This is a genomic window from Paenibacillus sp. 01T47 (assembly GCF_056398245.1).
In genome coordinates this window covers 150760-176816 of record NZ_JBFTPA010000010.1, presented here as the reverse complement: position 1 = coordinate 176816, position 26057 = coordinate 150760, and the positions used below count along the sequence as shown (strand labels likewise).

18 protein-coding genes are annotated in these 26057 nt (G+C 46.1%); 14 read left to right on the top strand and 4 right to left on the bottom strand.

From position 1 onward, the window contains the following. The first annotated feature begins 7 nt into the window (after positions 1–7). The 5 genes from AC1DOV_RS20395 (at position 8) to AC1DOV_RS20375 (ending at position 4671) form a co-directional block, all read left to right on the top strand. Positions 8–913 carry an ABC transporter substrate-binding protein gene (locus AC1DOV_RS20395; RefSeq protein ID WP_477550909.1) on the top strand — a complete coding sequence of 302 codons (906 nt, stop codon included), beginning with the start codon at positions 8–10 and terminating at the stop codon, positions 911–913. A 68-nt stretch (positions 914–981) separates the two neighbouring features. After that, positions 982–1938 carry an ABC transporter ATP-binding protein gene (locus AC1DOV_RS20390; protein WP_477550908.1) on the top strand — a complete coding sequence of 319 codons (957 nt, stop codon included), beginning with the start codon at positions 982–984 and terminating at the stop codon, positions 1936–1938. 5 nt (positions 1939–1943) lie between these two features. Then, positions 1944–2582: an ABC transporter permease gene (locus AC1DOV_RS20385; protein WP_477550907.1), complete on the top strand. Its 639-nt coding sequence runs from the start codon at positions 1944–1946 to the stop codon at positions 2580–2582. Between the two features lie 48 nt (positions 2583–2630). After that, positions 2631–3374 carry an IclR family transcriptional regulator gene (locus AC1DOV_RS20380; RefSeq protein ID WP_477550906.1) on the top strand — a complete coding sequence of 248 codons (744 nt, stop codon included), beginning with the start codon at positions 2631–2633 and terminating at the stop codon, positions 3372–3374. A gap of 145 nt (positions 3375–3519) precedes the next feature. Then, complete coding sequence (locus AC1DOV_RS20375) at positions 3520–4671, top strand: peptidoglycan-binding domain-containing protein (RefSeq protein ID WP_477550905.1); 1152 nt, start codon at positions 3520–3522, stop codon at positions 4669–4671. A gap of 175 nt (positions 4672–4846) precedes the next feature. Here AC1DOV_RS20375 and AC1DOV_RS20370 read toward each other — a convergent pair whose 3' ends face one another. Then, positions 4847–5566 (bottom strand): collagen-like protein, encoded by a 720-nt coding sequence (locus AC1DOV_RS20370; protein ID WP_477509291.1) that lies wholly within the window; start codon positions 5564–5566, stop codon positions 4847–4849. A gap of 328 nt (positions 5567–5894) precedes the next feature. Between AC1DOV_RS20370 and AC1DOV_RS20365 the strand changes: the two genes are divergently transcribed. Continuing rightward, positions 5895–7520, top strand: a complete 1626-nt coding sequence (locus AC1DOV_RS20365) for an S-layer homology domain-containing protein (protein ID WP_477550904.1) — start codon at positions 5895–5897, stop codon at positions 7518–7520. A gap of 116 nt (positions 7521–7636) precedes the next feature. On the opposite strand, the gene AC1DOV_RS20360 is transcribed toward AC1DOV_RS20365, so the two are convergent. Further along, on the bottom strand, positions 7637–8512 hold the full coding sequence (locus tag AC1DOV_RS20360) for a helix-turn-helix domain-containing protein (RefSeq protein ID WP_477550903.1): 876 nt from the start codon (positions 8510–8512) through the stop codon (positions 7637–7639). A 98-nt stretch (positions 8513–8610) separates the two neighbouring features. On the opposite strand from AC1DOV_RS20360, the gene AC1DOV_RS20355 reads away from it, so the two are divergent. After that, positions 8611–10917: a glycoside hydrolase family 95 protein gene (locus AC1DOV_RS20355; RefSeq protein WP_477509288.1), complete on the top strand. Its 2307-nt coding sequence runs from the start codon at positions 8611–8613 to the stop codon at positions 10915–10917. 86 nt (positions 10918–11003) lie between these two features. On the opposite strand, the gene pdxR is transcribed toward AC1DOV_RS20355, so the two are convergent. After that, the gene (gene pdxR, locus AC1DOV_RS20350; RefSeq protein ID WP_477509287.1) at positions 11004–12377 is read right to left on the bottom strand and encodes a MocR-like pyridoxine biosynthesis transcription factor PdxR; all 1374 of its coding nucleotides are present in this window, start codon (positions 12375–12377) and stop codon (positions 11004–11006) included. A gap of 116 nt (positions 12378–12493) precedes the next feature. Between pdxR and AC1DOV_RS20345 the strand changes: the two genes are divergently transcribed. The 4 genes from AC1DOV_RS20345 (at position 12494) to AC1DOV_RS20330 (ending at position 18048) form a co-directional block, all read left to right on the top strand. Further along, entirely contained in the window at positions 12494–13438 is a 945-nt protein-coding gene (locus tag AC1DOV_RS20345) for a DMT family transporter (RefSeq protein ID WP_477550902.1), read from the top strand. A 103-nt stretch (positions 13439–13541) separates the two neighbouring features. Beyond that, entirely contained in the window at positions 13542–14822 is a 1281-nt protein-coding gene (locus tag AC1DOV_RS20340; RefSeq protein ID WP_477550901.1) for a DUF445 domain-containing protein, read from the top strand. Then, complete coding sequence (locus tag AC1DOV_RS20335; RefSeq protein ID WP_477550900.1) at positions 14823–16157, top strand: DUF445 domain-containing protein; 1335 nt, start codon at positions 14823–14825, stop codon at positions 16155–16157. Between the two features lie 241 nt (positions 16158–16398). Then, positions 16399–18048, top strand: a complete 1650-nt coding sequence (locus tag AC1DOV_RS20330) for a response regulator (protein ID WP_477550899.1) — start codon at positions 16399–16401, stop codon at positions 18046–18048. A 97-nt stretch (positions 18049–18145) separates the two neighbouring features. Here the strand turns inward: AC1DOV_RS20330 and AC1DOV_RS20325 are convergent, their stop codons facing one another. Next, positions 18146–20899 (bottom strand): alpha-mannosidase, encoded by a 2754-nt coding sequence (locus tag AC1DOV_RS20325; protein ID WP_477550898.1) that lies wholly within the window; start codon positions 20897–20899, stop codon positions 18146–18148. Between the two features lie 253 nt (positions 20900–21152). Between AC1DOV_RS20325 and AC1DOV_RS20320 the strand changes: the two genes are divergently transcribed. From AC1DOV_RS20320 to lepB, 3 genes are read left to right on the top strand one after another with little or no spacing between them, the layout of a single operon-like run. Beyond that, complete coding sequence (locus AC1DOV_RS20320) at positions 21153–22958, top strand: cache domain-containing sensor histidine kinase (protein ID WP_477550897.1); 1806 nt, start codon at positions 21153–21155, stop codon at positions 22956–22958. A 27-nt stretch (positions 22959–22985) separates the two neighbouring features. Continuing rightward, a complete protein-coding gene (locus AC1DOV_RS20315) occupies positions 22986–24350 on the top strand; it encodes an ABC transporter substrate-binding protein (protein ID WP_477550896.1) in 1365 nt (454 codons plus the stop codon). Between the two features lie 25 nt (positions 24351–24375). Next, the gene (lepB, locus tag AC1DOV_RS20310) at positions 24376–24954 is read left to right on the top strand and encodes a signal peptidase I (RefSeq protein ID WP_477550895.1); all 579 of its coding nucleotides are present in this window, start codon (positions 24376–24378) and stop codon (positions 24952–24954) included. Positions 24955–26057: the final 1103 nt, after the last annotated feature.

Here is a 26057-nt window from a genome sequence, read left to right as displayed (position 1 = left end):
AATTCAGATGAAAAAGAAATGGGTAAGCTTGGCATTATTGATTATAAGTGTGGTACTCGTTATTAGCGCTTGTTCTTCTAAGGGAGGTTCAGGCAAAGAAAAGATTAAAGTCGGCTCGAAAAACTTTACGGAATCATTGATTTTGGGCGAGATGTACGCACTGGCACTTGAGGACGCAGGTTACAAGGTAGATCGCAAGCTCAATCTTGGCGGCACACTCGTTGCCCATGAAGCGCTCAAAAAAGGCGACATCGACTTTTACCCGGAGTATACAGGAACAGGTTTAATCAACGTATTGGAATTGCCGCCAAACTCTGATGCCAAAACCGTATATGATACTGTAGCAAAAGGCTACAAAGAGAAATTCAACCTGGTTTGGCTGGAGCCAACAAACGCAAACGATTCACAAGGTCTTGTTACAACAAAGAAAATTGCTGAAAAATATAATCTTTACAAAATATCAGATTTGGTGAAATTAGCTCCTGAGCTTAACCTCGCTGCTGTTCCTGAGTTTGAAGAGCGTGAAGACGGATTAAAGGGACTAAATACTTTCTACGGTAAAATGAACTTCAAAAGCATCAAGCTGTTTGATTACGGCATCAAATATCGCGTAACACTAGATGGCGAAGCGGATGTAACAGTTGGCTTCACGACTGATGGCGATTTGACGAATCCGGATCTTGTATTGCTTGAGGATGATAAGAAGTTTTGGCCTCCTTACTTCGTAGCTCCAGTGCTTCGCGGCGAGCTGAACGAGAAGGACCCTGAAATTGCTAAAGTGTTGAACAAAATTTCTGCAAAGCTGGATAACACAACGGTTCAGAAGCTGAACGCGCAAGTGGATATCGACAAAAAAGAATATGCGGACGTAGCGAAGGCATTTTTGGAAGAGCAAGGTTTATTGAAAAAATAATTCATAATTAAATGCAGCGGGGTTTCTCCATATTGGGGAAGCCCCCTTCCTACAGGAGTTGATATAAAATGAGCAAAGAGGCCATTATTTTTGAGCAGGTGTCCAAAACATTTCCAAAGTCTGCGAATCCCTCCGTTAATGAAACGAGCCTTATTATTCCGCAAGGCTCCTTTGTTACGATTCTAGGTGCATCAGGCTGCGGCAAAACGACCTTGCTAAAAATGGTAAACCGAATTATTGAACCGACGGCAGGCACGATTTCGATATTTGGCAAAGACATTCGCAGCTTGCCCGTGACGGAGCTTCGCCGAAGCATCGGTTATGTAATCCAGCAGGTAGGATTGTTTCCGCATTTGTCGATTGAACAAAATATTGCAACGGTCCCTAATATACTGGGCTGGGAACGCCAAAAAACAGCGGAGAGAATCGATTATTTAATGGATCTTGTTCATTTGCCAGCAAGCTATAAGAAGCTTTACCCGCGGCAGCTGTCAGGTGGGCAGCAGCAGCGTGTAGGGATTGCTAGAGCGATGGCAGGTGATCCAGCTATATTGCTGATGGATGAACCGTTTGGAGCGATTGACGCTATTACGCGTACGAAGCTGCAGGATGATTTTAAGCAAATACAACGTGAGCTTGGCAAAACCGTATTGTTTGTGACGCATGACGTGGAAGAGGCGATGAAGCTCGGTGATCATATGATCGTGATGAACGAAGGGACGATCCAGCAGTATGATACGCCTCTTGCCATCATGTCCAAGCCCAATAATGCTTTCGTATCGCAACTGATTCAAGCCGATGATTTGTTCCAACAACTTCACCTGATTCGGGCAGAAGAGAAAATGGTTGCGCTGGAAGAACCGGCTGGATCTGATATTCCCCGCATGCCCGCTGGTGATAGTCTAAAGTCGGCGCTTCAAATTCTGCTGCAGCAAAATGCACCGTATGTGGCTGTGGAAAATACCGAACATGAAATCATTGGCATAATAACGCTTGAGCAATTGAAGCTGCAGAACGGCAGGTGAGAGGCATGATTGACTATTTAACCCGCCATTATGATGATTTAATAACCTCGTTGCTGGAGCATATTTATCTCACCTTTGTTTCGTTATTTATCGCACTTGTTATTGCGCTGCCATTAGGGTATTGGCTGTCGAGGCATCGGCGGATTTCCGTTCCTATTTTGTCCGTGCTAGGCATTATCTATGCGATTCCAAGCCTCGGGATGTTCGCTTTGCTAATTCCGCTAGTTGGCCTCGGCAGCAAGCCGGCGATTATCGCATTAGTTGTGTATAGTCAGCTGATTTTGGTGCGAAATGTCATTTCAGGCTTTCAATCGATTGAACCTTCGATCATTGAAGCAGCCAAAGGAATGGGCTATGGCAAGTGGAGGCTGTTCGTCCATATCGAGCTGCCGCTGGCACTGCCTGTCATCATTGGCGGCATTCGTATAGCATCGGTATCCGTAATAGGTATCGCAACCATAGCGGCATGGATTAATGCCGGCGGGTTAGGCGGTATTTTATTCGAAGGCTTATATCAAAACTCAGTACCAAAAATGGTATGGGGCACGCTGCTCGTATCGTTATTAGCTTTATCTACAAATACGATTTTGCTGCAAGTTGAAAAATCAACGATGCGCAGAGCACGCGGAGAACAAAGGGTATGATATACTGATCCTTATAATTGACTACTATTGTAAATATTTTGAGGTGCAATGATGAATGGAACTCAAACATTAGGACGTGCTATCGATATTTTATTCGTGCTCGCTGAATCGGGTGCAACGCTCACGGTTAGTGAAATTGCGGAGAAGGTAGGCATCCCCGACAGTACCGCATATCGTTTTATTCAAACACTTATAAAAAATGGTTTCGTAGAGCGTAAGGGCAGAGGGCAAATTGGTCTAGGTCTGCGTATTTTTGATTTGGCAAGAAGCTTATCGCAGCAAATCGAGAAGGAGCTTCTTACGATCGCGAGGCCGATTATGGAGGATCTCACCGCGCTTACGAATGAAACGACGGTGCTTTTTGTCCGCTCCGGTTCCAAAGCCATTTGTATCGAAAATGTAACGAGTAAACGTTTGATCAGGCTTTCTATTGAAAATGGAAGAATATTGCCGCTTAATTCAGGCGCTTCTGGGAAAACGCTGCTCGCTAATGAAAATGACAAAGTTATTGAAGAGATGTGCAAGCTTTTTGGCGAAGATGCCGGCGAGCCTTTGCTTTTGCAAGAAATGCATCGTATTAGGGAAGCGGGTTATTGCTTTACTTTGGGTGAGGTGGATACGGATGCTTTTGCAATTGCTGCCCCTATTTTTGATCCTCAGCAGCGAATCGTAGCCAGCTTGTCTGCAGCAGGACCTATCCATCGGCTTAACGAGAATGAAATTCCTAATATGATCCAATATGTAAAGGCAGCTGCATCACAAATTTCGTGCAAGCTCGGTGGTTTGGCATAAGTATTTTCAAATAAGATGAAGAAGAGTAGCGGAGCGCAAATAAGCGATCCGCTTTTTTTATTGATTCAATATGGAATGAAATTAAATATTTGGGGATAGTAAGGGGGGAGTTAAATTCAAGAATCAAAAGGATGGTGTATTTTGCATGCAGCAACATAAAAAGGCAATTGGTTTGGATGAACAACGCAATAAGATTGGGAGGTTTGCTGCAAGGTACATAGGCGCAGCATTACTCGCGATCACATTGATGTTCAGTATGCCTCATACTGGTCAAGCGATTGGCAAAAATGCTAAGGGTCCAGATGTCTATGTTATTCAAGGCATGCTGAAATCCCTGGGCAGCTATTCTGGTAAAATTGACGGTCGTTATGGGCCTTCTACAGTGCGCGGCGTAAAATATTATCAAAAAACACATGGCTTGCCTACAACAGGCGCCGTAGATGCTAAAACGCTACAATCGATTTCTTATTCCTATTCGGAGAAGAAAGCAGCAACGAAGGCAAAAACGCAAGCAAAATGGAAAGGTAAAGCAAAATCACTCGGCAACGGTAAAGGCGCTGGCAATGGAGTAGGCGGCGGAGCTGGTAACGGTGCAGGCGGCGGAGCTGGTAACGGTGCAGGCGGCGGAGCTGGTGGCGGTGCAGGCGGCGGAGCTGGTGGCGGTGCAGGCGGCGGAGCTGGTGGTGGCGTAGGCGGCGGAGCTGGTGGTGGCGTAGGCGGCGGAGCTGGTGGTGGCGCAGGCGGCGGAGCTGGTGGTGGCGCAGGCGGCGGAGTTGGTGGCGGTGCAGGCGGCGGAGCTGGTGGCGGTGCAGGCGGCGGAGCTGGTGGCGGTGCAGGCGGCGGAGCTGGTGGTGGCGGAGCTGGTGGTGGCGCAGGCGGCGGAGCTGGTGGTGGCGGTGCAGGCGGCGGAGCTGGCAGAGGTTATGGTGAGAACCAAGGCAAAGGCGGCGGATTTGGCGGAGGCCAAGGAGAAAACCGTGGCAAAGGCGGCGGATTTGGCGGAGGCCAAGGAGAAAACCGTGGCAAAGGCGGCGGCATTGGCGGAGGCCAAGGAGAAAACCGTGGCAAAGGCGGCGGGTTTGGCGGAGGCCAAGGAGAAAACCGTGGCAAAAGCGGCGGCATTGGCGGAGGCCAAGGAGAAAACCGTGGCAAAGGCGGCGGTATTGGCGGAGGTCAAGGCAATAACCAAGGTATCGGTGGAGGCAACTCTAATAATCAAAGCAACAAAGCTCCATCCGAGAATCAAGGCAAAGGCGGCGCTCAAACGGAAAACCAAGGGCCGAATGGAAGCCATTAAGCAATTCGCTTCCTTGCTATAGATGAAAGGACTTCTCTTAAGTGGAGGTCACAGATTAACAGCGATTAATGTTGTGAAGTGAATTTAAAATCAAAAAGGCGGCTTTCATTCCGTAGTGAATGTAAAGTCGCCTTTTTATATTTTCGGATGTTGCTATGAGATCCATTCTATTTCCTTATGCGATTTGCGTAATAACAAGATGAGCTGAAACAGATCTTGTTCCTCCAGCGAGCGGTGTGATCGTAAGTGCCGTGGAATTGCCCGCAGGGTTTCGCACGGTGAGTATTGAATTAATGACAGTCGTTTGTACAAGAGCCATTCCTACAATTTGAGAAGTACCTGTTGCTCGGGCAACCACTGTATAAGCTAGATCGGCGCCATTAACAGTTAAAATGAGCTGCCCCGGTTCGGTCACACTTACTTGAAACAAAATCTGATACGTTCCAATTACAGCTAAGTTAAACGTAGTAGCACCAGTACGGGTAATGTTAGTTCCGCTAGTAGGTCCATTTTGCGGGAAACTTACATCTGCACCGACAGCAACTGTTGCTGCATTATCAGGCGGCATCAATGCAAAAAAATCGGCGAAGCTTAATACTCCTCCGGCTCCACCAGTTGCGCCTGTAGCTCCAGTTGCCCCATTAGTACCAGTCGCACCAGTTGCGCCAGCAGCTCCAGGTGCCCCATTAGTACCAGTCGTACCAGTTGCGCCAGCAGCTCCAGGTGCCCCATTAGTACCAGTCGCACCAGTTGCGCCTGTAATACCAGTTGCGCCATTAGTGCCAGTCGCACCAGTTGCTCCTACTGAACCAGGAATACCTTGGGGTCCTTGAGGTCCTGTTGGTCCTGCCGGAGCAGTTACATTCACTTGAGGAGGAGGACATGTTACCTTCACAATCTTTTTAACAACTCTATTACAGCGTTTTTTTCTTCTTCTGGATTTGCATACTACTACACGTATGTTTTTGCAGCGCTTTTTTCTATTCAAGCAGCTCACTAAAGACACCTCCCTAGATCATTTAGTTTACGTTTATACCATTTTTAAAGGTTGGACTAATAACCATTTTTAACTAGACTAAAAACTATTTTAAGAAAAAAGGGCTAATGATAGTGTTATTTCGCCGCCCAAAAGTTGGGTCTATTAGACTTTTTATGGAATATAGGATATGATTCTATCGAATAATCGATAGAGTGATAGCTATGCTCATAAAGGAGAGGATGTAGTGAGGTTCAAAGGGAAAACAACCGTTATTATTGGAATCCTGCTGATGTTTATGCTGGGAAACGCCATGCAGGCGTTTGCGTATGATGCGCAATTAAAGCCTTATCGAGATGTAACTGTGAAGGATTGGGCAGCCGAATCTATTTATCGTTTAGTCGCACTTGGAGTTGTTTCTGGATATGAGGATGGAACCTTTCGTCCAAGCGCCGAACTTACGAGAGAAGCATTCGTAAAGTTGCTAGTACAATCCGTTAAACCGGTGATAGATAAAGAGAAGTCTGCTGGACTCTCTGACGTAGCCAAGGATCGTTGGTCTTATGCCTCTATTAAACCCGCATATGACGCTGGTTGGTTGGATTTGCTCATCGTAAATGGGAAATTTAATCCGAGCCAAAATATTAAGCGTGAGGAAGTAGCAGCTTTAACGGCTTTTGCACTGCTCCAAGGAAAAACGGCAGAAGAGAAGCAGCAATGGTTAGATACAGGCTGGCAAGAAGCTAGCGAGAAAGCGGCTTTTGCCGATATGAATCAAGTGGATAAAAACCTTGCACCATACGTGCTGCGTACATACGCGGATTCCATTATGCAAGGAGATAATAAAGGCTTGTTTCTTCCAAAAAAGTCGTTATCACGACGCGAAGCAGCCGCTATTGTTGATCGGATGATCGACTTCCAAAGCGAAAGCCACCAGCTAGAGGTATCAGCTTTTTTTGCAGCAGGTGGACCTTACAAGAAACTGGATAGATTCGCTGCCGCAGATGAGGTTATCTTTGACTGGGCTAAGCTTGACTATCAGGGAGCGGGCAAAGCATCCGTTCTTATGTCTCCGCCAAGCGATTGGAAGCAGACTCTAACAGCGGCAGAAACGAGTGGTTCTACGAAGACGCTAATGATCTTTGGAAATACAACGCTTCAGAAGCTTGGTGATTTTATAATCGATGCTGAAGCTCGCAAAGCATTTGCTAGTTCTGTAGCCGAGGCAGCCGCTAATCCTTTGTATGGTTTTGAGCGAGTGGCGATTGATTTTGAAGGCATGGTACCTGCTGAGTATAAGCAGCCTTTCGTTGAACTGATTCGCGCAATTAAGGCTGAACTAAGCAGTGAAATATCACTTACGGTAGTTGTACCGCCTTCTTATTATTATGCAGGTTATGATTACAAACAAATTGGCGAACTGGCTGATGAAGTTATATTGATGGCCTATGAATTTACGCATGAGGAAAGTGGATTGCCGTCTGCGCCGCTTACGCTTGTTGGTGATTCCGTACGAAATATACTCTCGTATATTCCAGCAGATAAGCTGAAGCTAGGCATTTCTAAGCAGGCTAACCAATGGACAACAAAGGCAGACGGTACTGTAGAGTTTTTCCGTTCGCCAGCCATCGCGGCTGTAGAAAGTCGCTTAACAGCTGCAGATACGAAATCCGTCATGCAGCTGCCGTACTTTTTGAATCAAATTACGTTTAAGGACGATAGAGGCTCGCATCTGCTCTGGTATGAGAACACGCAGAGCATCGAAGCCAAACTACATTTAGCGAAAGCGTTTGGCTTGCGCGGTGTTGCGGTATGGCAAATCAATCAATTAACGGATGCTGATTGGACAATGATCTCTTCTTATTATCAATAAGCAACAAAAATTAGGACAAAGCAGGCTGCTGCAGCTGCTTGTCCTATTTTTTATTGCCATTAGTAGGCAGACCCTTAGAATTATACCCTTATACCTTAGTTTCTTACATCGTCACATTATGAATGCGCTTTTATAATTGAATTATCGCCTTGAAGCGATCGCTTCTCCGAATAGGCTGTTCGATAATCGGTTGGGGTTAGATTTGTTTCTTTACGGAAAAATTTCGTGAAATGATTCGTTTCTTTAAAACCAGATTGATCGGCAACCTCCTTAATACTGCGAGAAGTTGTCGTTAAGAGCTGTTTGGCGCGATCTATTCGTTTGCGGCTGACGTATTTAAGCGGAGGCATTCCGAAATGTTTTTTGAAATAGGAACTGAAATAGTTGGGATGAAGATGAACAGATTCGGCCATTTGATCGACGCTGATGCTCGTATGAAGACGACTGTCTACATATTGCTGTATGACGTTCAAACGGTTCATCTCCTCGGTTCGGTGCTGCAGTACGCGAATCGGAACGGATTCGAGAAAACAGCTTATGATTTCTAGCAATACAGCTTTTTCGCGGAGCCTAGCAACGATTGAATCTTGTTTATGCCATTCGATGAGATCATGGAACAAGCGCGTCATGCTGCTCGTATTTTTAATATTGATGCAGAGAGGAACTCCAATCCACTGAAAAAGATCAAGTGGACCTGCCATGATATTGAAATGGCACCAATACTTTAAGAATGGGCGATGATTTAAAGAGGAGAACGATATCTTTGTATGCGCAGGAGTGAGAAACAGCTGGCCGGGTTTAGGATAATAGTCGTCGTTGCCGATGCGAATCCAGCCTTCCCCCTCGCAAATAAAATAAAGCTTATTGTATTCAGGAACAGAGTCGGTTTCTCCCCAATTTAGAGAGACTTGCGTTTTATGCGCCATAAGCAATTTTAGCTGCAGCGACTGCAGCAGCTCAGATAACGCATGTTGTTCACTTGTTCTATCCACCTGCGGCACCGCCATCCAATGTTTTTTGTAGAATTATTAATATAGTAATGGATTGTTCTCTTAAATAAAAGATGAATGAATGAAAAGGGGATTGGAAGATGACGCTGGTTGAAGAAACGCGCTTATGGTATAAGGAGCCTGCCTCCAATTGGGAGGAAGCGCTGCCTGTTGGCAATGGGAAGCTCGGAGGCATGGTATTTGGTGGCATAAGCCGTGAGCGGATAGCTCTGAACGAAGACAGCGTATGGTATGGCGGACCGCGTGATCGCAACAATCCAGATGCACTGCCGCATTTGCCGAAAATTCGTGAGCTGCTGCGAGAGGGAAGACTGCATGAAGCGCATGATTTATCTGCGATGGCTTTATCTGGCGTTCCCGAGACGCAGAGGCACTATATGCCGCTTGGAGATTTAGAGCTAAACTTAAGATATGATTCGAAAGAAGAAGTACGAGAATATGTCCGAGCTCTCGATATCACCAACGGTATTGCAAGTGTAACTTTTACTAAAGGAGATGTGCGTTTTGATCGTGAGACATTTGCTAGTTTCCCAGATGAAGCGCTAGTTACAAGATTCTCAGCAGACAAACCGGGTAGCATCAGCTTTAAAGCTCGATTACTGCGCGGCAGCAATCGCTACTATGACGAGCTGGTGAAAGCAGACGAGAATACGATTGTGATGCGTGGCATGTGCGGCGGTTCAGGCGGATCTGATTTCCGAACTTCTTTGCGCGCGGTTGCGGATGGCGGTTCAGTATCAATTATTGGCGAGCATCTCATCGTGGAAGGCGCCAATAGCGTAACGCTTCTATTAACCGCAGCAACTTCTTTCCGTCATGCTGACCCGGAGTCATACGCTGTCCATGCAGGAGTCCGTGCTGGCTTAATAAGCTATGATGAGTTGAAATCGCGCCATATTCAAGATTTCACTTCATTGTCAAAGCGGGTACAGCTTCGCTTAACGGATGCTGCTCATTCGAATGCTGCCGATGTACCTACAAATGAGCGCTTAAAGCTAGTTCAAGAAGGCAGCGCCGATGCAGGATTAATGGCCTTATATTATCAGTTTGGCCGCTATTTGCTCATTTCAAGCAGTCGTCCGGGCTCGCTTCCTGCCAATTTGCAAGGCATCTGGAATGAGAAGATGCTGCCGCCATGGGACAGCAAATATACGATTAATATTAATACGCAAATGAATTATTGGCCGGCAGAAGCGGGCAATCTAGCAGAATGCCATGAGCCATTATTTGATCTCATCGAGCGGATGCGTGAACCTGGCAGAATAACCGCAAGAGCAATGTACGATTGTGGAGGTTTTGTCGCTCATCATAATACCGATATTTGGGGCGATACCGCTCCACAGGATATTTATTTGCCAGCCTCGTATTGGACGCTTGGTGCGGCTTGGCTTTGCCTACATATGTGGGAGCATTATGAGTATGGCCTTAATGATGCTTTTCTTGAGCAAATATATCCAACCTTGAAGGAGTCGGCACAATTTTTTGTGGATTTCTTGACGGAAACAGAGGATGGCCTGCTCGTATTGAATCCTTCCGTATCTCCTGAGAATACCTATTTATTGCCAAATGGACAATCCGGTACGTTATGCATTGGTGCATCGATGGATAGTCAAATTTTATATGAATTGTTTACGGCTTGCGCAGAAGCGGCAAAGAAGCTTGACATCGACTCATCGGAGCAGGAACTTTGGCACAATATGAGAGCCCGTTTGCCGGAGCCCGCAATTGGCAAGCACGGGCAAATTCAAGAATGGATGGAGGATTACGAGGAAGCGGAGCCGGGACATCGTCATATCTCGCATTTGTTCGCACTGCATCCAGGCAAGCGCTTTACGGTTAGAGGGACACCTGAATGGGCAGTTGCTGCAAGAGTCACGTTAGATCGAAGGCTTGAAAGCGGCGGCGGCCATACAGGCTGGAGCAGAGCTTGGATTATTAATTTCTGGGCAAGGCTTGAGGATGGGGAGAAGGCGTATGCGAATGTGCAAGATCTGCTAGGTCATTCCACGCTGCCAAATCTGTTTGATAATCATCCTCCGTTCCAAATCGATGGCAACTTCGGAGGCGCTGCAGGCATAACGGAAATGCTGCTTCAATGCCATGCGGGCAGCCTGCATGTGTTGCCTGCTTTGCCGGAAGCATGGCCTCATGGAGAAGTGACAGGTCTCCGTGCAAGAGGCGGCTTCGAGGTGGACATCCGCTGGTCAAATGGCTTGCTTGTTGAGGCTCGCATACGTGCTACCGCAGCTAATAGCTGTGTCGTGCAAAGCAGCATTCCGCTCATCGTAAGGAAAGATGGCCATGAGGTGAAAGACGTATTCAGCAAGGATGGGCTTGTATCATGGACGGTGAGCGCCGGAAGCGAATACGTGCTTTCTCCGAAGTAGAGGGTTAGCCCAAAGAAACCAGCTGTACCTGATAATCGGGTGCAGCTGGTTTCTTTGGTTTGCCGGCTTTTCTCGGCTGGAGACATTCAATTCTTGAGGGCTTTGCCAATGCGACGGACGCCCTCATAAATTTGCTGATCATCCAAATGCCCGTATCCAAGCAGCATCCGGTTATTCGGCAGCAAGGCCGCAAATACAGACGCTGCTTCCAGCCGGTTCATTAAATCCTCCGGCAGCTGCGCTTCAAACTGAGCGACCAGATGCAAACCAGCCGCTCGTCCACATATCTGGTAAGGCAGGGTAATTTGCTCATGTAAAGCATCAAGCAGGAGCTGGCGTCTCTTTTTGTACAACTTTTTCATTTTTAAAATATGAGCATTAAGCGATCCGCTGTTCATGAAACGAATCAAAGCAAGCTGCTCAATCATAGGCGTTTGATAGTCAGACAGCCGCTTAAGCTGACGGCAGGGCTCCACTAGCGGTTCAGGGACTATCATATAGCCGATTCGCAGCGAAGGGAACATGACTTTGCTGAAGGTTCCAATATAGACAACCTGTTTAGGACATAAGCTTTGGAGTGAATGGATAGGAGCGCCGTCATACCGGAATTCGCTGTCATAATCATCTTCGAGGATATAGCTGCCGCTTTGGCGGGCGTATTCAACTAATTCAATCCGCCTTTGTATCGGTAAAATGCCGCCAAGCGGGAATTGATGAGAGGGTGTGACATAGATGCATTTTGGCCGAAGGTTTACGGGAAGCTTGTGGGTTAAAAGGCCGGAATCGTCAACGGGAACGCCATGTAGCTCGGCTCCTGTAGAAGTTAATATCGTCTTTAAATCTACATTGGACGGATCTTCGACTAAAACATCTTCCCCGTCTCTCAGCAGCAGCTTAACGATCAGCTGAAGCGCCTGTACCGCACCGTTTGTAATTATAATTTGTTCGGGATTGCTGACAACTCCTCTTGAAATCCACAGCTGTTTGGATAGCAGACGACGCAATTCTAAATCACCGGACGGATCGCCATAACCTAATTCAGCAATAGAGGAATCCATGCATACACTTTGCAAAATAGAGCCCCATTTTTTCATCGGAAAAAGATTCAGTGCGGGCAGGCCCGTACGAAACGAGATGAAATCGAGCTCTGATGTGTTCGTCGATTCTGCTAATGAAGCGGGTAATGGTAACGGTGACGCCTTCGTAAAGCCAAGCAAGCAGGCTCCTTGAGCTACATAAGTTCCTGCACCAGAGCGGCCTGTTATGTATCCTTCAGCTAATAAAAGCTCATAGGCTTCCAAAATCACGTTGCGCGAGACATGAAGCTGCGAGGCAAGCTCTCTAGTAGATGGAAGCTTGTAGCCAGCAGGCAGCTCACCCGAGAGAATAGCAGCTTGGAGTGAGTTGAAAATCTGGCGAAACATAGGCAAATTCGCTTGTCTATCAATGGACAGCCACAAAATATCCAAACTCCTTTTGAAGTGGTACTATGAAAATGCCTGTTTAATGGCACTACAACCAGTTAACGACCCTTTGCTACAGTATACATGAAACAAAAGTAGAGGGGTTGCTGAATGTGAATCATTCTCGTATTATTGCGTATTTTGAGCTGACCATTGCCGCTATTCTCATCGGAAGCTCCATAGTAGCCGGCAAAATAACGACGATGCAGATGCCGGTTTTTTTGTCACAGGCGATTAGCCTAGTCATTGCTTTATTGTTGTTAATTCCGATTTTGATGCTAAGCGGCAAATCCTCGCTCCGAGTCGGGAGAAAGGATTTTTTATTTTTACTGCTGCAAGCGTTTCTCGGGATGTTTTTATTCCGCGTATTCATGCTGTATGGCCTGCGGACCGCGCTCGCAACGGAAGCGGGTATTGTGACGAGCTTAACGCCGGCGGTCGTTGCTTTCCTTTCGTATATGATTTTAAAAGAAAAATTAACGAATCCGATTAAAATAGGCATCGTTTGCTCCATACTGGGTGTTGTTAGCATTCAGGTGCCAGGATGGCTGATTCCCTCCTCTGCACCTCCGTCACAAGCTTCGTATATTGGACTTTTGCTCATTTTAGGCGCAGTTGTTGGGGAATCGATGCTTACGATCCTGCGCAAAATGACCGCAAGCAATGTCTCTTCACTGCTTGGGACAACCTATGTCACCTTGTTTTCATTCATCATGTTTTTGCCAATAGCGCTTGTTGAGGCTAAACAATACGATTTCAGCAGTGTATCTGTTGGTGATATCGGCCTGTTGTTTTATTATGGTATTTTCGTTACCGCCTTGGCTTATATATTATGGTTTCGCGGTGTTTCCAAAGTGAGTGCGGGAACAGCCGCTGTCTACACAAGCTGCATTCCTCTTAGCACTGTGCTTCTATCCTACGGCATTTTAAACGAACCTTTCTCATGGTCTCATCTCGTAGGGGGAGCGTTTGTTTGCTTAGGCATTTGGCAAGTTTCTAAGAGCGATTCATTAGTGCCGCGGAAGTCCAATAAAAGCCCTAAAAGCAGCAGCGCTTAATCCTTTTAAAGATCAATTCTCAGATTATAGAAACTCCATTGTTTCACACCCTATACATATGGGATAATTAATGTGGAACGATCATCAGGAATGGAGCTTGTGTATGAACAAATTCAGTATTAAGAAAAAAGCGGATTTAGCGCTTCTTTTCTCAGCGATCGGAATATTTGCGGCTTTTCCCTTTCATGAAACATTTATTGGAGGCCTGTTATTTTCCTTATTTAGCGCTGCAACGATCGGCGGACTGGCGGATTCCTTTGCGGTTAGCGCATTGTTTGGAAATCCTTTGCAAATAAAGTGGCCGGTCTGGATGGGAACCAACATCATTTCTCGGAATCGTGAGCGCTTGATTGGCGAGCTTGTCCAAATGGTTCAAAATGAATTGTTAACCATCCCGAATATTAGGGAGAGGCTTGACGAATACAATATTGCAGACGTTTTAGTCACATATTTGAAGCAGCACGGCGGCGAACAGGGTGTGAATGACATTTTGCAGCAGCTGGCGGATGATGTAATTACGACCATTGATTTGCAGGAACTGGCCAAAACCGTTCAAACCTTCCTTCTCGAGCATGCCGATTCGATTCCTGTCGCAGACATTGCTGCCGATGCTGGCGATTGGACTATCAAAAATGGTTACGATGATCGGATTATCGAGTTTATCATTCCGGAGCTAATCAAAATTGTGAAATCGGCACCATTTGGCGCTGTTGTAGGCCAAATCGTCGATTCAGCCATTCGTTCCTACGAAGGCGATAAGTTTAGAAGGAAGCTGATCGATTTCTCCGCAGGGCTGGAAGCGGCAAATATTAGCGGACGATTGCAGGAGTGGCTGGTATCTTTTCTACAGAAATTCCATGCTGAAGACCATCCGCAGCGCAAGGAAATCAAAGCTTTTATTGCGCAATTTGTTGCAAGACTGCGTACGGATGAACAATTGCGCAGCCGAATAGAAGCGGGGAAAACAACGCTTTTGGCATCTGTTAAGGATGAGCTTAAGCTCGATGCGTTCATCCAGCGTGGACTGGAGTCCATTCGACTCGCTGCGGCTTCCAATGCGGAAGGCGAGCAGGTGCGCTATCCTTGGATCAAGGATAAAGTTGAAGAAGGAATAGCTTATGTAGTGGGAAATACAGAGCTGCTTACTCGGCTGGACCAATACGTGAAGACGACGCTGCTGAAATGGGTAGAGCAAAAGCATTCTTTTATCGGCAAAATGGTAACTGACAAGCTGAACAGCTTCTCAGAAGAAGAGCTTATTGAGCTGGTTAAAGAGAAAGCGGGACGCGATTTGCAGTACATTCGGATTAACGGAATCGGTATCGGAGCGCTTATCGGCGTAGTCCTGCATCTAGCGACGTTTTGGATTGGAGGGCGAGCATAAATGGCTATGAGAAAAAAAGCAAACCGCAGCTTAATATTGCTTGCCGCCTTGTTCGTGATTGCCGCCTGCTGCTTATATGTCTTCCCAGACCAATGGTGGGCACGGATGCTGCTCTACACGACCGAAGCGGGGCTCGTTGGCGCATTAGCTGATTTATTTGCTGTAACGGTATTGTTCCGCCACCCATTTGGGTGGAAGTGGATTCCGCATACAGCGATCATTCCTAGAAATCGCGATAAGCTGATTGAAGGCGTCGCGAATATGGTCGAGCAGCAGCTGCTCAGCAAAGATTTGTTAAAGGAAAAGGTAAAACAAATATCGCTTGTAGAGATCGGCATTTCATGGATCGATCGCCGACCAAACGGCATGCTCGCTGAGCAAGGCTGGACGCTGGTGGCTGGTCTGCTTGCCAAGCTGGATATTAAAGGTCTATCCGTCATTTTGGATGAGAAAGCACGGAAAAGCTTAGGCAAGATCAGCTTGTCGCCTTACGCGGGCAAGGCGCTCAAATGGGTGATGGCTAAAGGCAATTTCCAAAGCTGGGTTAGCCAGATCGTTGAGTTTGCAGCGGCACGTGCAGCGGAAGAACAAACCAAGGTTGTCATTCGTGAACTGCTTGGTAAGGAGAAGGAGAAGTTTGTAAATCAAGGCAGTATCTTCTCCAAGTGGCTCAAAAAAATGGCAGTGGAGATTGCTGAATCAACGAATGCGCTGAATCTCGACGATGCTACAAATGTGCTGTATGACGATTTGCAGCTGCTCATTAATGATTTGCGAAATCCAGAGCATGAGCTTCGTGTTTTGCTGGAGGAAATGGTGCTTCAGCTTGCCGACAATTTGCAGCACCGCGAGGATGTTTCGGCTGCTGTAGATGAATGGAGAGATGAAGTGATTGAGAAGATCTCGTTACTTCCTTCTATTGAAGCTTTGCTAGGCAACTTTAGACAGCTGCTGATCAGCGAACCGAAGCAGCAGCTAGCCTTGCCGCAGAAACATTCCGTCAATCCATCCGATATTAAGGAGCTGATTAATCAGTTCATTATGTCATACTGGGAGTGGTTCAAAGCGAACGAGGAAACGAAGGGCTGGCTGGAGCAATACGTGCAGAAATTCGTGCAGAAGATGATTGAAACCGAACATGCAATTATCGGAATCATCGTACGCAAGACGCTTGATAGCTTCACAGAGCAAAAGCTGGTGCATTTCATCGAGAGCAAGGTCGAGACCGATCTGCAGCGTATTCGTTTGAACGGAGCTTATATAGGCTCAGCGCTCGGAGCGGCATTTTATATTCTGCTGTACGGAGTATACGAGCCGATTTTGAACTTGTTATAACACGAGAAGTAGCTGTTTCCAGCAGGTTTTTAAGACCTATTGGGACAGCTGCTTTTATTTTTAAGTGAGCTTGTCTTTGGGTGATCGTATGAAGGTGCGCAGGTACACTCGTTTATTTAATACTACACCATAAAGTTTGCAATTACCCCCGTGTAATCCGAAATACAGTCAGGTAGTATGTAGTTAGGTAATGGTTCCGTATTGAACATCTTTGAAAATGCATGAAGGGGAAGGTGAGAGGATGCTGCGTGCTTTAATAGTGGACGATGAATTCGAAATCCGCGAAGGTTTACGTAACCGCTTTCCATGGGAAACATTCGGAATTGATGAGGTACTGGTGGCTGATGATGGAGATACGGCATTAATGCTTGCACTGGATATGAGACCGGATCTTATCGTCACAGATATTAAAATGAATCGGATGTCGGGGCTGGAATTTCTTCGTTCGTTGACGACCGTTGAAAATTATAAACCGGAAGCGATTGTTGTAAGTGGGTATGATGATTTTGAGCTGGTGAAGCAGGCGATACAAATCGGCGTTATGGACTATATCCTCAAGCCGATCAATTTGGACGAGCTGACCCAAATCGTTAGAAAAACGATGGATCATATCCACCGAAAGAGAATGGACCAGCATAATGAGCAGCAGCTTATTAATCAAGTGAGGTTCGCGATTCCAAAAATGCGCGAGGAGCTGCTCAGAGAAATGATTGAGCAGGACTATGATCCTTACCGTGAAGCACGGAGAAGACATCGCTTGCAGACATTAAATCTGGAGTGGATAGCGAATCAGCATATGACGCTTGTTGTTGTGGAAGCTGATGATCTGAAAGCAATCGAGAATCGCCATACGAAGGAAAAGGATTTAATATTGTTCGGAATCGGAAATGTGGTCAATCAAACGCTGGAGGAAGATTATCCTCATCCCTTTGCGCTTTGCATGGACAGCAGCAATCGATGGATTGTCATTTTCAGCTGCTCGCGGCCAGAGCATGCGGAGTTGAGCCGGGGCATGGCGCAGCTTTGCTTACAGCGAATCAACGATTTCGTTAAGGTGAAAGCAAGCGCTGGCATGCGAACAACACCTTGTACATTTGAGAATCTTCATGAAATGTATGCGGAAGCGATAAACGTATTGGAGCAAAAGGCTGTATACGGAGGCAATCGATTGTTCACGGAGCAGGGTTTATTTTATGAGGGTGACGGGAGTGACTTATCGCTTAGCGAGCCTGAAGAGGTGCTCGATCTCGTGAAGTATGGCACGGATGAGGAAATTACAGCAGCGATGGATCGATTTGTGGAGATGGTACAAGCCTGGCGTCTCAATCAATTGCGTGACATACAGCAAAAAATATTTGAATGGCTGTTCGAGGTGTTTCGCAGAGCAGCGGCGGCAGGTGTTTCAAGCAAAAATTTGGGCAGCAATCCGATCGCGGTGTGGGAGCTATTAGAGCAATACGATACATTGCAGTCGCTGCGTGTGCAAACAGAGCTGTTCCTTCTTGCAATCGCAGCAGATTTCCGCAAGCTGTCCAATACGCCGAGCCAGATCGTTTATGAAGCAGAGAAAATATTGCAGAGGGATTATGCTGAAAGCTTAACTCTTCAGAGTGTTGCAATGGCCGTTCATGTGACGCCGGTATGGCTGAGCAAGCTCTTTAAGAAGGAGAAACGGAAAACCTTTTTGGAATATTTGACAGAAATACGGATTGAGAAGGCGAAGGAAATGTTAGGCGACATCAAATACAAAGTGTATCAAATCTCATTTCAGGTGGGGTATAAGGACCCGGTGCATTTCTCGAAGCTGTTCAAAAAGCAGGTTGGCTGCACGCCAAAGGAATATAGACGACAAAGAGGCATTGCGGATGAAGAGCCAGCTGTGCCACACTAATGATATGAAAAATTGCACTCAGCAAGAAGCATGAAGAGGCAGACTCCTAGGTGAAAATGGCATAACCTTAGGAGACTGCCTCTTTGCATTTTATCTTTTAATTTTTTGATTTGGTTATATTAGAAGCTACGGCTAAACCAATCGTTACGATTTTGAAGCCTTCGACCTGAACGCTGTTTTTGATCCTATTAGCGCTATCGTTCTCCATTATGTCACTTACATAGGATTCAGAAGCAGCGCTTGGATGAATAGCTAAGCTGGTCGTGGATTCTGCTAAATTGTACCACCTTGCCATGCTGTCGCCACGTTCTTCGTTGATCTTCAGGCTGGAGAAGGCGAGCTGTTCACCATTCCATTTGAGGAAATCACAAGCGGGAGCAAGCTCGCCATCATGCAATCCAGCTGCGATTGCCGTAACGGGTATAGGGAAACGATAGGCTTCGCGATAAGCGGCAAAACGTTCTTCAGCGCTGCCGTAAGGAATGATCATCCATTCGGCTTCATTTGTACCTAAGCACTGCGCTTCAGGCGTATGAAATACACCCCAATCGCCAAGCTCTCCGACGGAGCGCAGAAGGGTTACAGCGATCGTATTTCTGCCATCTTGAAGCACTTCATATTCATTTAAGCCTTTGCCTGCAATCGTCAAGCCTCTTTGCTCGCCGTGCACGTCAATGAACGTCTGCATATGCTGAGCATTGCTCGGATTTTGCCATTCCTTTGCAGGAACGTTTTGACGCTCAGCGACCTCGAAGATTGAATCTGCAAAATGTGTGGATGCAGCAACATCCGAAGGCAGAAGCACGCGCAGCCTGTGATCTTGCGATTGATTTTCAATGCGCGCATGGACTTGAACACCTTTGCCCTCACGTTCTAGGCTAACTAGTGTCACAATTTCTAGCGGTACAAGGGAAGTCGATCTGCCCGCCTTCCGCTGCCGGAATTCAACCATTGTGCGGATTTCTTCAGCCAGAAGATCATCTGCCCGCGCAGGGATAGCAAGGCGATGAGTGATTTCTATGGATGCCCGGTAAGGCGAATCTTCAACCACTCGAATGTCGGCTTTGCTGCCCTTAGTCGTGATCGGCAAGTCGCCGACTGGCTGCTTGAAAATATATTCATTGCCGATATCGCCCACATTCTCGTAATGGCCAAGATCCGAAAACAGCTGCTGGCTTTTCTTATCATAAACTGTAAAACTTCCGTCTTCCTCTACAGTCAATGTAAGACGAGCATTTTCCAGTGTTCGTTCACTAGTCACTAATGAATGGCGATTCTCGCTGGAAGTTTTAATCTCATTTTGACATGGTATCCAAGCAAAAGATTCATATCCCATCGAAGGCAATATGCCGGTCTCGAAGGTCAGACGCAGTGCGCGAGCCATATAGGGCTGCCGGAATTTATCATTTGGCAATTCATAGCCGAAGCGAACGCCCAAATCATGAGCAGTAAAGTCGATGCGTTCACCGATGCCGTTCACCAAGTACCCTTCGGCGTGCGTCCGATCTTGAACCTGCTTAGCAATGGCAACAGGATCCTCGCTTTGATCGAAGAAACGGTGCGACCATTCAATCTCGAATTGGTGGACTGACGAGCCTTCATAGCCGCTTGAGTTAAAGACGATGAAGGGAGCAGCTGACTCACTGATATTGGCAAAATGACTTGTATTGACCATAGCGCTAATAAATTTAACGCTCTCGGTCGTTAATGCTTTGCCAACCTCCATGCTTTTGGCAAAACGGGTTTTCATTTCTTGGTACACCTCATCGACACTGCAGCCGCAAATGCTGTCGTGCGGATGATTTTGCATCAGTGTCTTCCAAGCATATTGGAAGAGACCATGTGGATAAGGCTTGCCGAGCTGATGGGCGATGGCAGAGATCGGCTCGGCCACTTTCTCCAGCAGCGTCTGATTTCGTTGATTAAGCTGTTTGATGTAAACACGAGCAGACGCTGTATTAACTAACGAATACCAGCCGTCCGTTTGCTGGCCGCGCAGCTCTCCGCGCGTTAGGCTCAGGTTCGGAGGCTGCTGCGTTTGAACCGCCTTTACATAATCGTCAAAGTTGGAGTGGATGAACTCGTACGCAGGGAACAGCTCTCTCGCTACGCGGAGCGCTTCGGAGAGATTGGTCTGAATGGGCTGATGATCGCAGCCGTTCATAAGCAGCAGCTGCGAGGTTGAAGCATATTGTTCCGCTCGCGCAAGGCGATGCTCCCAGTAAGGCTTTGCTTTGAGAGGATCAACTGGAATCTCCATACCATTGTTATACCAATTGGCAAATAGGATGCCTAATACGCTTGAACCGTCGGGTGCCTGCCAGATGAGCTCGGAATAAGGGGACTCAAGGCCTGAGGAATCTTCCACCCGATTGTTGAAGCCAGTTGCTTTTACACCTCTTCCGAACACGGCGGTATCGATGCCTGCTTGTCTTAATAGCTGAGCAGCCTGTCCCATATTGCCAAACGAATCTGGGAAATAACCAAGCTTCGAAATCGGTCCATATTTTTTGGCATCCCGATGTCCGATTTGCAAGTTTCTTACGTTTGCTTCGCTGCTGGTTAGAAACTCATCCTGCAAAATATACCAAGGACCCAAAGAGAGCTTGCCTTCATCACACAGCTTTTGGATTTGGCTCTGCTTCTCGGGGTACACCTGCAGATAATCATCTAAAATTATCGTTTGACCATCGAGGTAAAAGCTGCGAAAATGAGGATCGGCCTCGAACGTTTCCAGCAGCGTGTCCATTGTCTCAATCAGCTTGACATGATGGGCTTCGTAAGGCATATACCATTCTCGATCCCAATGGGTATGCGAAATGACATGTACCACCCTTTTCGATGCAGTCATCGTTGTTCCTCTTTTCGTTGAAAGGTTAGGTATTACGCCATTAGTCTAAAGAATATGCAAGCTGCTCACAATGAGGGATATGCAAACTTTAAGGGGAATTATTAACGCTTTGCCAGGAATGTGGAATTATGCATATCGAAATGCTGTAACAAGCTTAAATTATTTATTGCAAAAGTAGCTCAATGGAGTATATTATCGAGGACAAGTCTACTCCAGTGATGGGGTTAGCATAGTGGAAGGCAGGTGTATACTTGTGAATAAAGTGTCCTTTCGGCTCGCTTCATCCTTTCGCAATCGGATGATTCTCATATTTTTTATGATCATTATCGTTCCGTTTCTGCTTTTTGCGTATTATGCGCATATTAAATCGATCGAGGGCATCTCCAATACGAATACGAAAATGTCCATGAGCTATCTACTTCAAGCAAGAAAAAACTTCGAGATTTATCTGGGCAACTTAAATGATCAAGTTAACGATGTCATTGGAAATAAGGAACTTCAGGATTTATTGGAAACGGAACCATTGAACCAGACAGAAGAGGAAACGTTTACAGTCAGTTTATTGACCGTGCTGTATCACGCTACGTCTACGATTGATGCTTTTAGAGTCAAGGTGTACCCAATCAAGCCAACAGATTATCCATCCTATATGAGAACAATTGATGAATCGGTGCGTATCGGTGACCAGTATTGGTTTCAGCGCTCCAAAGCGACGGTTAGTCCGACGTGGTATCTGACCATGCCCATGCATGGGAAATATGCAAAACCGCTGCTCTCCTATGTGAAGCGATTCTCGGGCTTGTATGATCAAAAATTAAGAGGCATTATTGCGACCGACTTGTCCGAGGACTATTTAAGAAGATATTTCTCGCCGTCCGATCAGCTAAAGGATCAGAAGCTGCTGCTCATTAATGAGAAAGGCATCGTGCATTATGATTCTACAGTTAATGAATGGACAGGCAAGGAATTTCCGTCAACAGCCTTAATCTCTTATATAAAGTCGGGTGATGAAGGCTCTACGTCCATTACGATTGAAGGAGAAACCTACCTCGCCACGTATTTGAAGATGGCTAATCATCCATGGACCATCGTCAGCTTGACCCCTCTTCATGAGCTGACGGGTACGATTGATGAAATTAACCGCATGCTCGTTATTTTTTTGATCGGTTATCTTATTTGCTGCATTAGTGTCGTCTTTTATATCACGGCTTACTATACACAGCCTATTGCGCATTTGGTTCGTTTAATGAGGAGGCTGGAGGCGGAAAATCTTCATTACTTGCTGCCTTCGTCGTCTCGCAAGGATGAAGTTGGCTGGCTGTATAGAGGAGTAAGCAATCTTGTTCAGCGCATAGATGGTTTGATTAAAGAGGCAGCGCGCTCCGAAAGGAACAAAAAAGCGCTGGAGTTTCAAGTGCTTAGTCACCAGATTAATCCTCATTTTCTATACAACACCTTGGAATCAATTAGGTGGAAGGCGGAAAATCATGGACGCAGCGACATCAGCGAGATGGTATCGGCACTTGGTAATCTGCTGCGGCTCAGTTTAAACCAAGGGAAAGAGATTACGACGCTGCGCCGCGAGATTGAGCAGGTGAAGGCTTATGTATCGATTGAACAAGCAAGAATGGGCAAGGTCGTTCGTATTTTGTATTCCTGTGAGACAGAGACGCTGGATATGCCGTTTCTAAGGCTTTTGCTGCAGCCGCTTGTAGAAAATGCGATTCAGCATAGCGTGCGCGACGATTTTGATAAAGGGAAAATTATGATCGCAGCCAGAAAAATCGGAGAGGATATCGTAATCGATATTGTGGATAACGGTAAAGGCATTCCAGCATCCGTGCTGGAACAGCTGGAGACGGAAGAAGAGCCTAACGAAAAGTTCTCGCATACGCGCAGAGGCGTAGGGCTTCGCAATGTGAATGATCGTTTGAAGCTTTATTTTGGAGATCGTTACAAGCTTGAAATCAAGACGGGGCCCGAAATGGGAACAACGATAACGTTAAGGCATCCCATTTTGAAGGAAGACCAGAATATCGATTCGATTGGCAATGAGTGAAGCGTGAGTATCAAAGGAGGCATAATCTTGATAAACAAACGTAAACAAACATTTGTTATAAGTATACTCCTGATGTTTATGCTAGTTCTAACCTCTTGCACGTTTAAAGGCTGGGATGGCGAGAATGCGGCAGAGGGATCAAATAGTGGTCAAGAAGGGCAATATTCAGGCAAAACACCAGTTACGCTTAAGCTTCTGACCTGGGGAGGAGAGACGTATAAGGAGCTGTACGATAAATTCAATGCCATATATCCATGGATTACGATTGAGCCCATTCAAATCGTGGGCGGCGATAACGAAATCATGGATCAAATTATTGCATTAGAGGCGGCAGGCACACCAGCTGATCTGACTTGGGTTGTTGGTGATTTGCTTCGTTATGAACAAAGCGGCCTGCTCGAAAATTTAAAGCCGTACATGGATGAAGATGCTTCCTTCCAAGGCAAGGTGCTTCCCGATGGATATTTTGATACGATGGCCTTTAATGGCCGCAGGCTTGCTGTGCCGTTCGTCGATGTTCCAATGTGGATTATTGTAAATAAAGATTTATTGGCCAAGCATGGCATAGATATGCCTTCAAATGATTGGAGCTTTGATGATTTGCGTGATATTGCAAAACGTGTCACGGACCCTGCAGCTGGGGAATACGGCCTCACTACGAACAGTGATTTTGTGATGCGCTTGTTGCCGATGAAAGCGGCAGCGGATGGGCATGCGCCTAATTTGGCTTACTTAAATGATCGATTGACCCAAAGCTTGCTAAGCACGCCGGATGTGATGGCGGATGTGCGCTGGCTGACTGAATTTGTCACCAAGGATGGGTCTATGCTCTCTTGGGCAGACTCCAAAGCACAAGGCGATGTAGTTAAGCAATTCATAAATGGAAAAACAGCGTTTGACATTGCCGGAGATTGGCTGCTTCCCACACTGCAAAAGGAGGCTGGTTTTAACTGGGATATACTTCCCTTTCCGAGAGGGCAGGTCAACCAATACTCCTTCCATATTTATGGTCCGCTTGCGATGCTGAGCGGCTCGAAGCATAAAGAAGAGGCATATAAATGGATTAGTTTTCAATTCGAGATGGAAGCGCAGAAATGGAAAATCGAGAAGGGAGCGAACGCTTCCGTTATTGATCCGGAGCTGACAGCCTATATTGATGAGGTTCCCTTATGGCAAGGGAAAAATATCGAAGCCGTGAAGATGACCAAGGATAACAGTCTCGTATTGCCGGGCGCCACGATACCCGGTTTTTCGGAGTACAACTGGATCAATGTTATTAATGATATCGTATTTCAAGGTGCCGACATTAACCGTATTATTCCAGAGACAGAGGCATGGAATAAAAAAACGTTGGAGCTGCGGGAGCATTGGAAGCGGAATCGGGATAAGTGACAGCAGGCAGTGGAGGGGATGTTTGATGAGGACGAGATGGAAGGTTATGTTTGTTGTTTTCTCGGTCGTCGTAATGATCATGGGTGGCTGTAGTAAATCCATTACGGATACGGCTACAGAGAAGAGAATAGAGTTCATTCAAAACCCGGATTCCTCATTGACGAAGGTAAAAGTAGAAACGGATGGTATGTTATCAGAGCTCGGTTATACGCATCCCCATCCATTTGCTTTAAACAATGAGGTGTTGGTTGATTTGAATTATTATAAGGAAAATCAAGTATCTCGCGGCGATATTGCCTTATTCCAAGTTGAAAAAGATAAACAAGCGACGGATATAGCAAGAGTTGTTGGGCTTCCTGGTGAGGCGGTTCAGGTTAAAAAAGGGCAGGTTTATATTAATGGGAATAAACTGGATGCCTTTTACGGGAGCGATCCTTCTTCCGATAAAAATAATTCTATGAATAAGCCATTGCAGCTAAAGGAGAATGAGTATTTTATATTGGCGGATGTACGCTGGCGAGGATTCCATGACAGCCAATCAGCGGGTGCTTTTGCCAAAGAGGAAATAGTAGGTAAAGTAGTCGGCTATGAGAACAAACGCTAGGCAGAAGGATGTTAGGAAAGTAACCAAGAGTAATGGGAGCTATGACGTTCTTGATGAACAAAGCTACATATGGATACAAAGCTTAATTGGTAAAAACGAAGGAAGAAGTCTGTAACTTAGTTATGTGCATGTAGAGATCACCGGTTGTTTAGGTGGTCTTTTTTGTTTGAACTCGATAAGCACAAATACATGCTTAAAGAGTAGTTGCGGCGTCTCGGCGAGGTGGAAATGGAGCTGTAAGCACGTATGTGTTCTTACAGCTTGAGAAAAGGGTTAGTTTGTTGTCTTTAAGCGCATATGTGCGCTTATTGAGGTAGATGAGGCGTCTGATCGAGGTGGTACTGAAGCTGTAAGCACGCATGTGTTCTTAATACGTGAGAAAAGGGTTAGTTTGTTGTCTGTAAGCTCAAATATGTGCTTTTTGAGTAGATGAGGCGTGTGGTTGAGGTAGAAATGGAGCTGTAAGCACGGATGTGTTCTTAAAGCTTAAGAAAAGAGTTAGTTTGTTGTCTGTAAGCGCAATTATGCGCTTTTTGAGTGGATGAGGCGTGTGGTTGAGGTAGAAATGGAGCTGTAAGCACGGATGTGTTCTTAAAGCTTAAGAAAAGAGTTAGTTTGTTGTCTGTAAGCGCAAATATGCGCTTATTGAGTAGATGAGGCGTCTGATCGAGGTGGAAGTGGAGCTGTAAGCACGCATGTGTTCTTACAGCTCGAGAAAAGCCTTGGTTTGTTGTTTATAAGCGCAAATATGCGCTTATTGAGTAGAAAAGCCGTCTGGTTGTGGTGGAAGTGAAGCTGTAAGCACGCATGTGTTCTTAAAGCTATAGAAAAGGGTTAGTTTGTTGTCTGTAAGCGCAAATATGCGCTTATTGAGTAGATGAGGCGTCTGATCGAGGTTGAAATGAAGCTTTAAGAATATATGCGCTTAAAGAGTAGAGCAGCCATCTGATTGAGGTGGAAATGGAGCTGTAAGCACACATGTGTTCTTACAGCTTGAGAAAAGGGTTAGTTTGTTGTTTGTAAGCGCAAATATGCGCTTATTGAGTAGAAAAGCCGTGTGGTTGAGGTAGAAAAGGAGCTATAAGTACGCTTGTGTTCTTACA

Bases quoted from the DNA above. Each gene is read 5' to 3' on its own strand.
- AC1DOV_RS20395 (WP_477550909.1), top strand. From the start codon at position 8: ATGAAAAAGAAATGGGTAAGCTTGGCATTATTGATTATAAGTGTGGTA.
- AC1DOV_RS20390 (WP_477550908.1), top strand. From the start codon at position 982: ATGAGCAAAGAGGCCATTATTTTTGAGCAGGTGTCCAAAACATTTCCA.
- AC1DOV_RS20385 (WP_477550907.1), top strand. From the start codon at position 1,944: ATGATTGACTATTTAACCCGCCATTATGATGATTTAATAACCTCGTTG.
- AC1DOV_RS20380 (WP_477550906.1), top strand. From the start codon at position 2,631: ATGATGAATGGAACTCAAACATTAGGACGTGCTATCGATATTTTATTC.
- AC1DOV_RS20375 (WP_477550905.1), top strand. From the start codon at position 3,520: ATGCAGCAACATAAAAAGGCAATTGGTTTGGATGAACAACGCAATAAG.
- AC1DOV_RS20355 (WP_477509288.1), top strand. From the start codon at position 8,611: ATGACGCTGGTTGAAGAAACGCGCTTATGGTATAAGGAGCCTGCCTCC.
- AC1DOV_RS20340 (WP_477550901.1), top strand. From the start codon at position 13,542: ATGAACAAATTCAGTATTAAGAAAAAAGCGGATTTAGCGCTTCTTTTC.
- AC1DOV_RS20335 (WP_477550900.1), top strand. From the start codon at position 14,823: ATGGCTATGAGAAAAAAAGCAAACCGCAGCTTAATATTGCTTGCCGCC.
- AC1DOV_RS20330 (WP_477550899.1), top strand. From the start codon at position 16,399: ATGCTGCGTGCTTTAATAGTGGACGATGAATTCGAAATCCGCGAAGGT.
- AC1DOV_RS20325 (WP_477550898.1), bottom strand. From the start codon at position 20,899: ATGACTGCATCGAAAAGGGTGGTACATGTCATTTCGCATACCCATTGG.
- lepB (WP_477550895.1), top strand. From the start codon at position 24,376: ATGAGGACGAGATGGAAGGTTATGTTTGTTGTTTTCTCGGTCGTCGTA.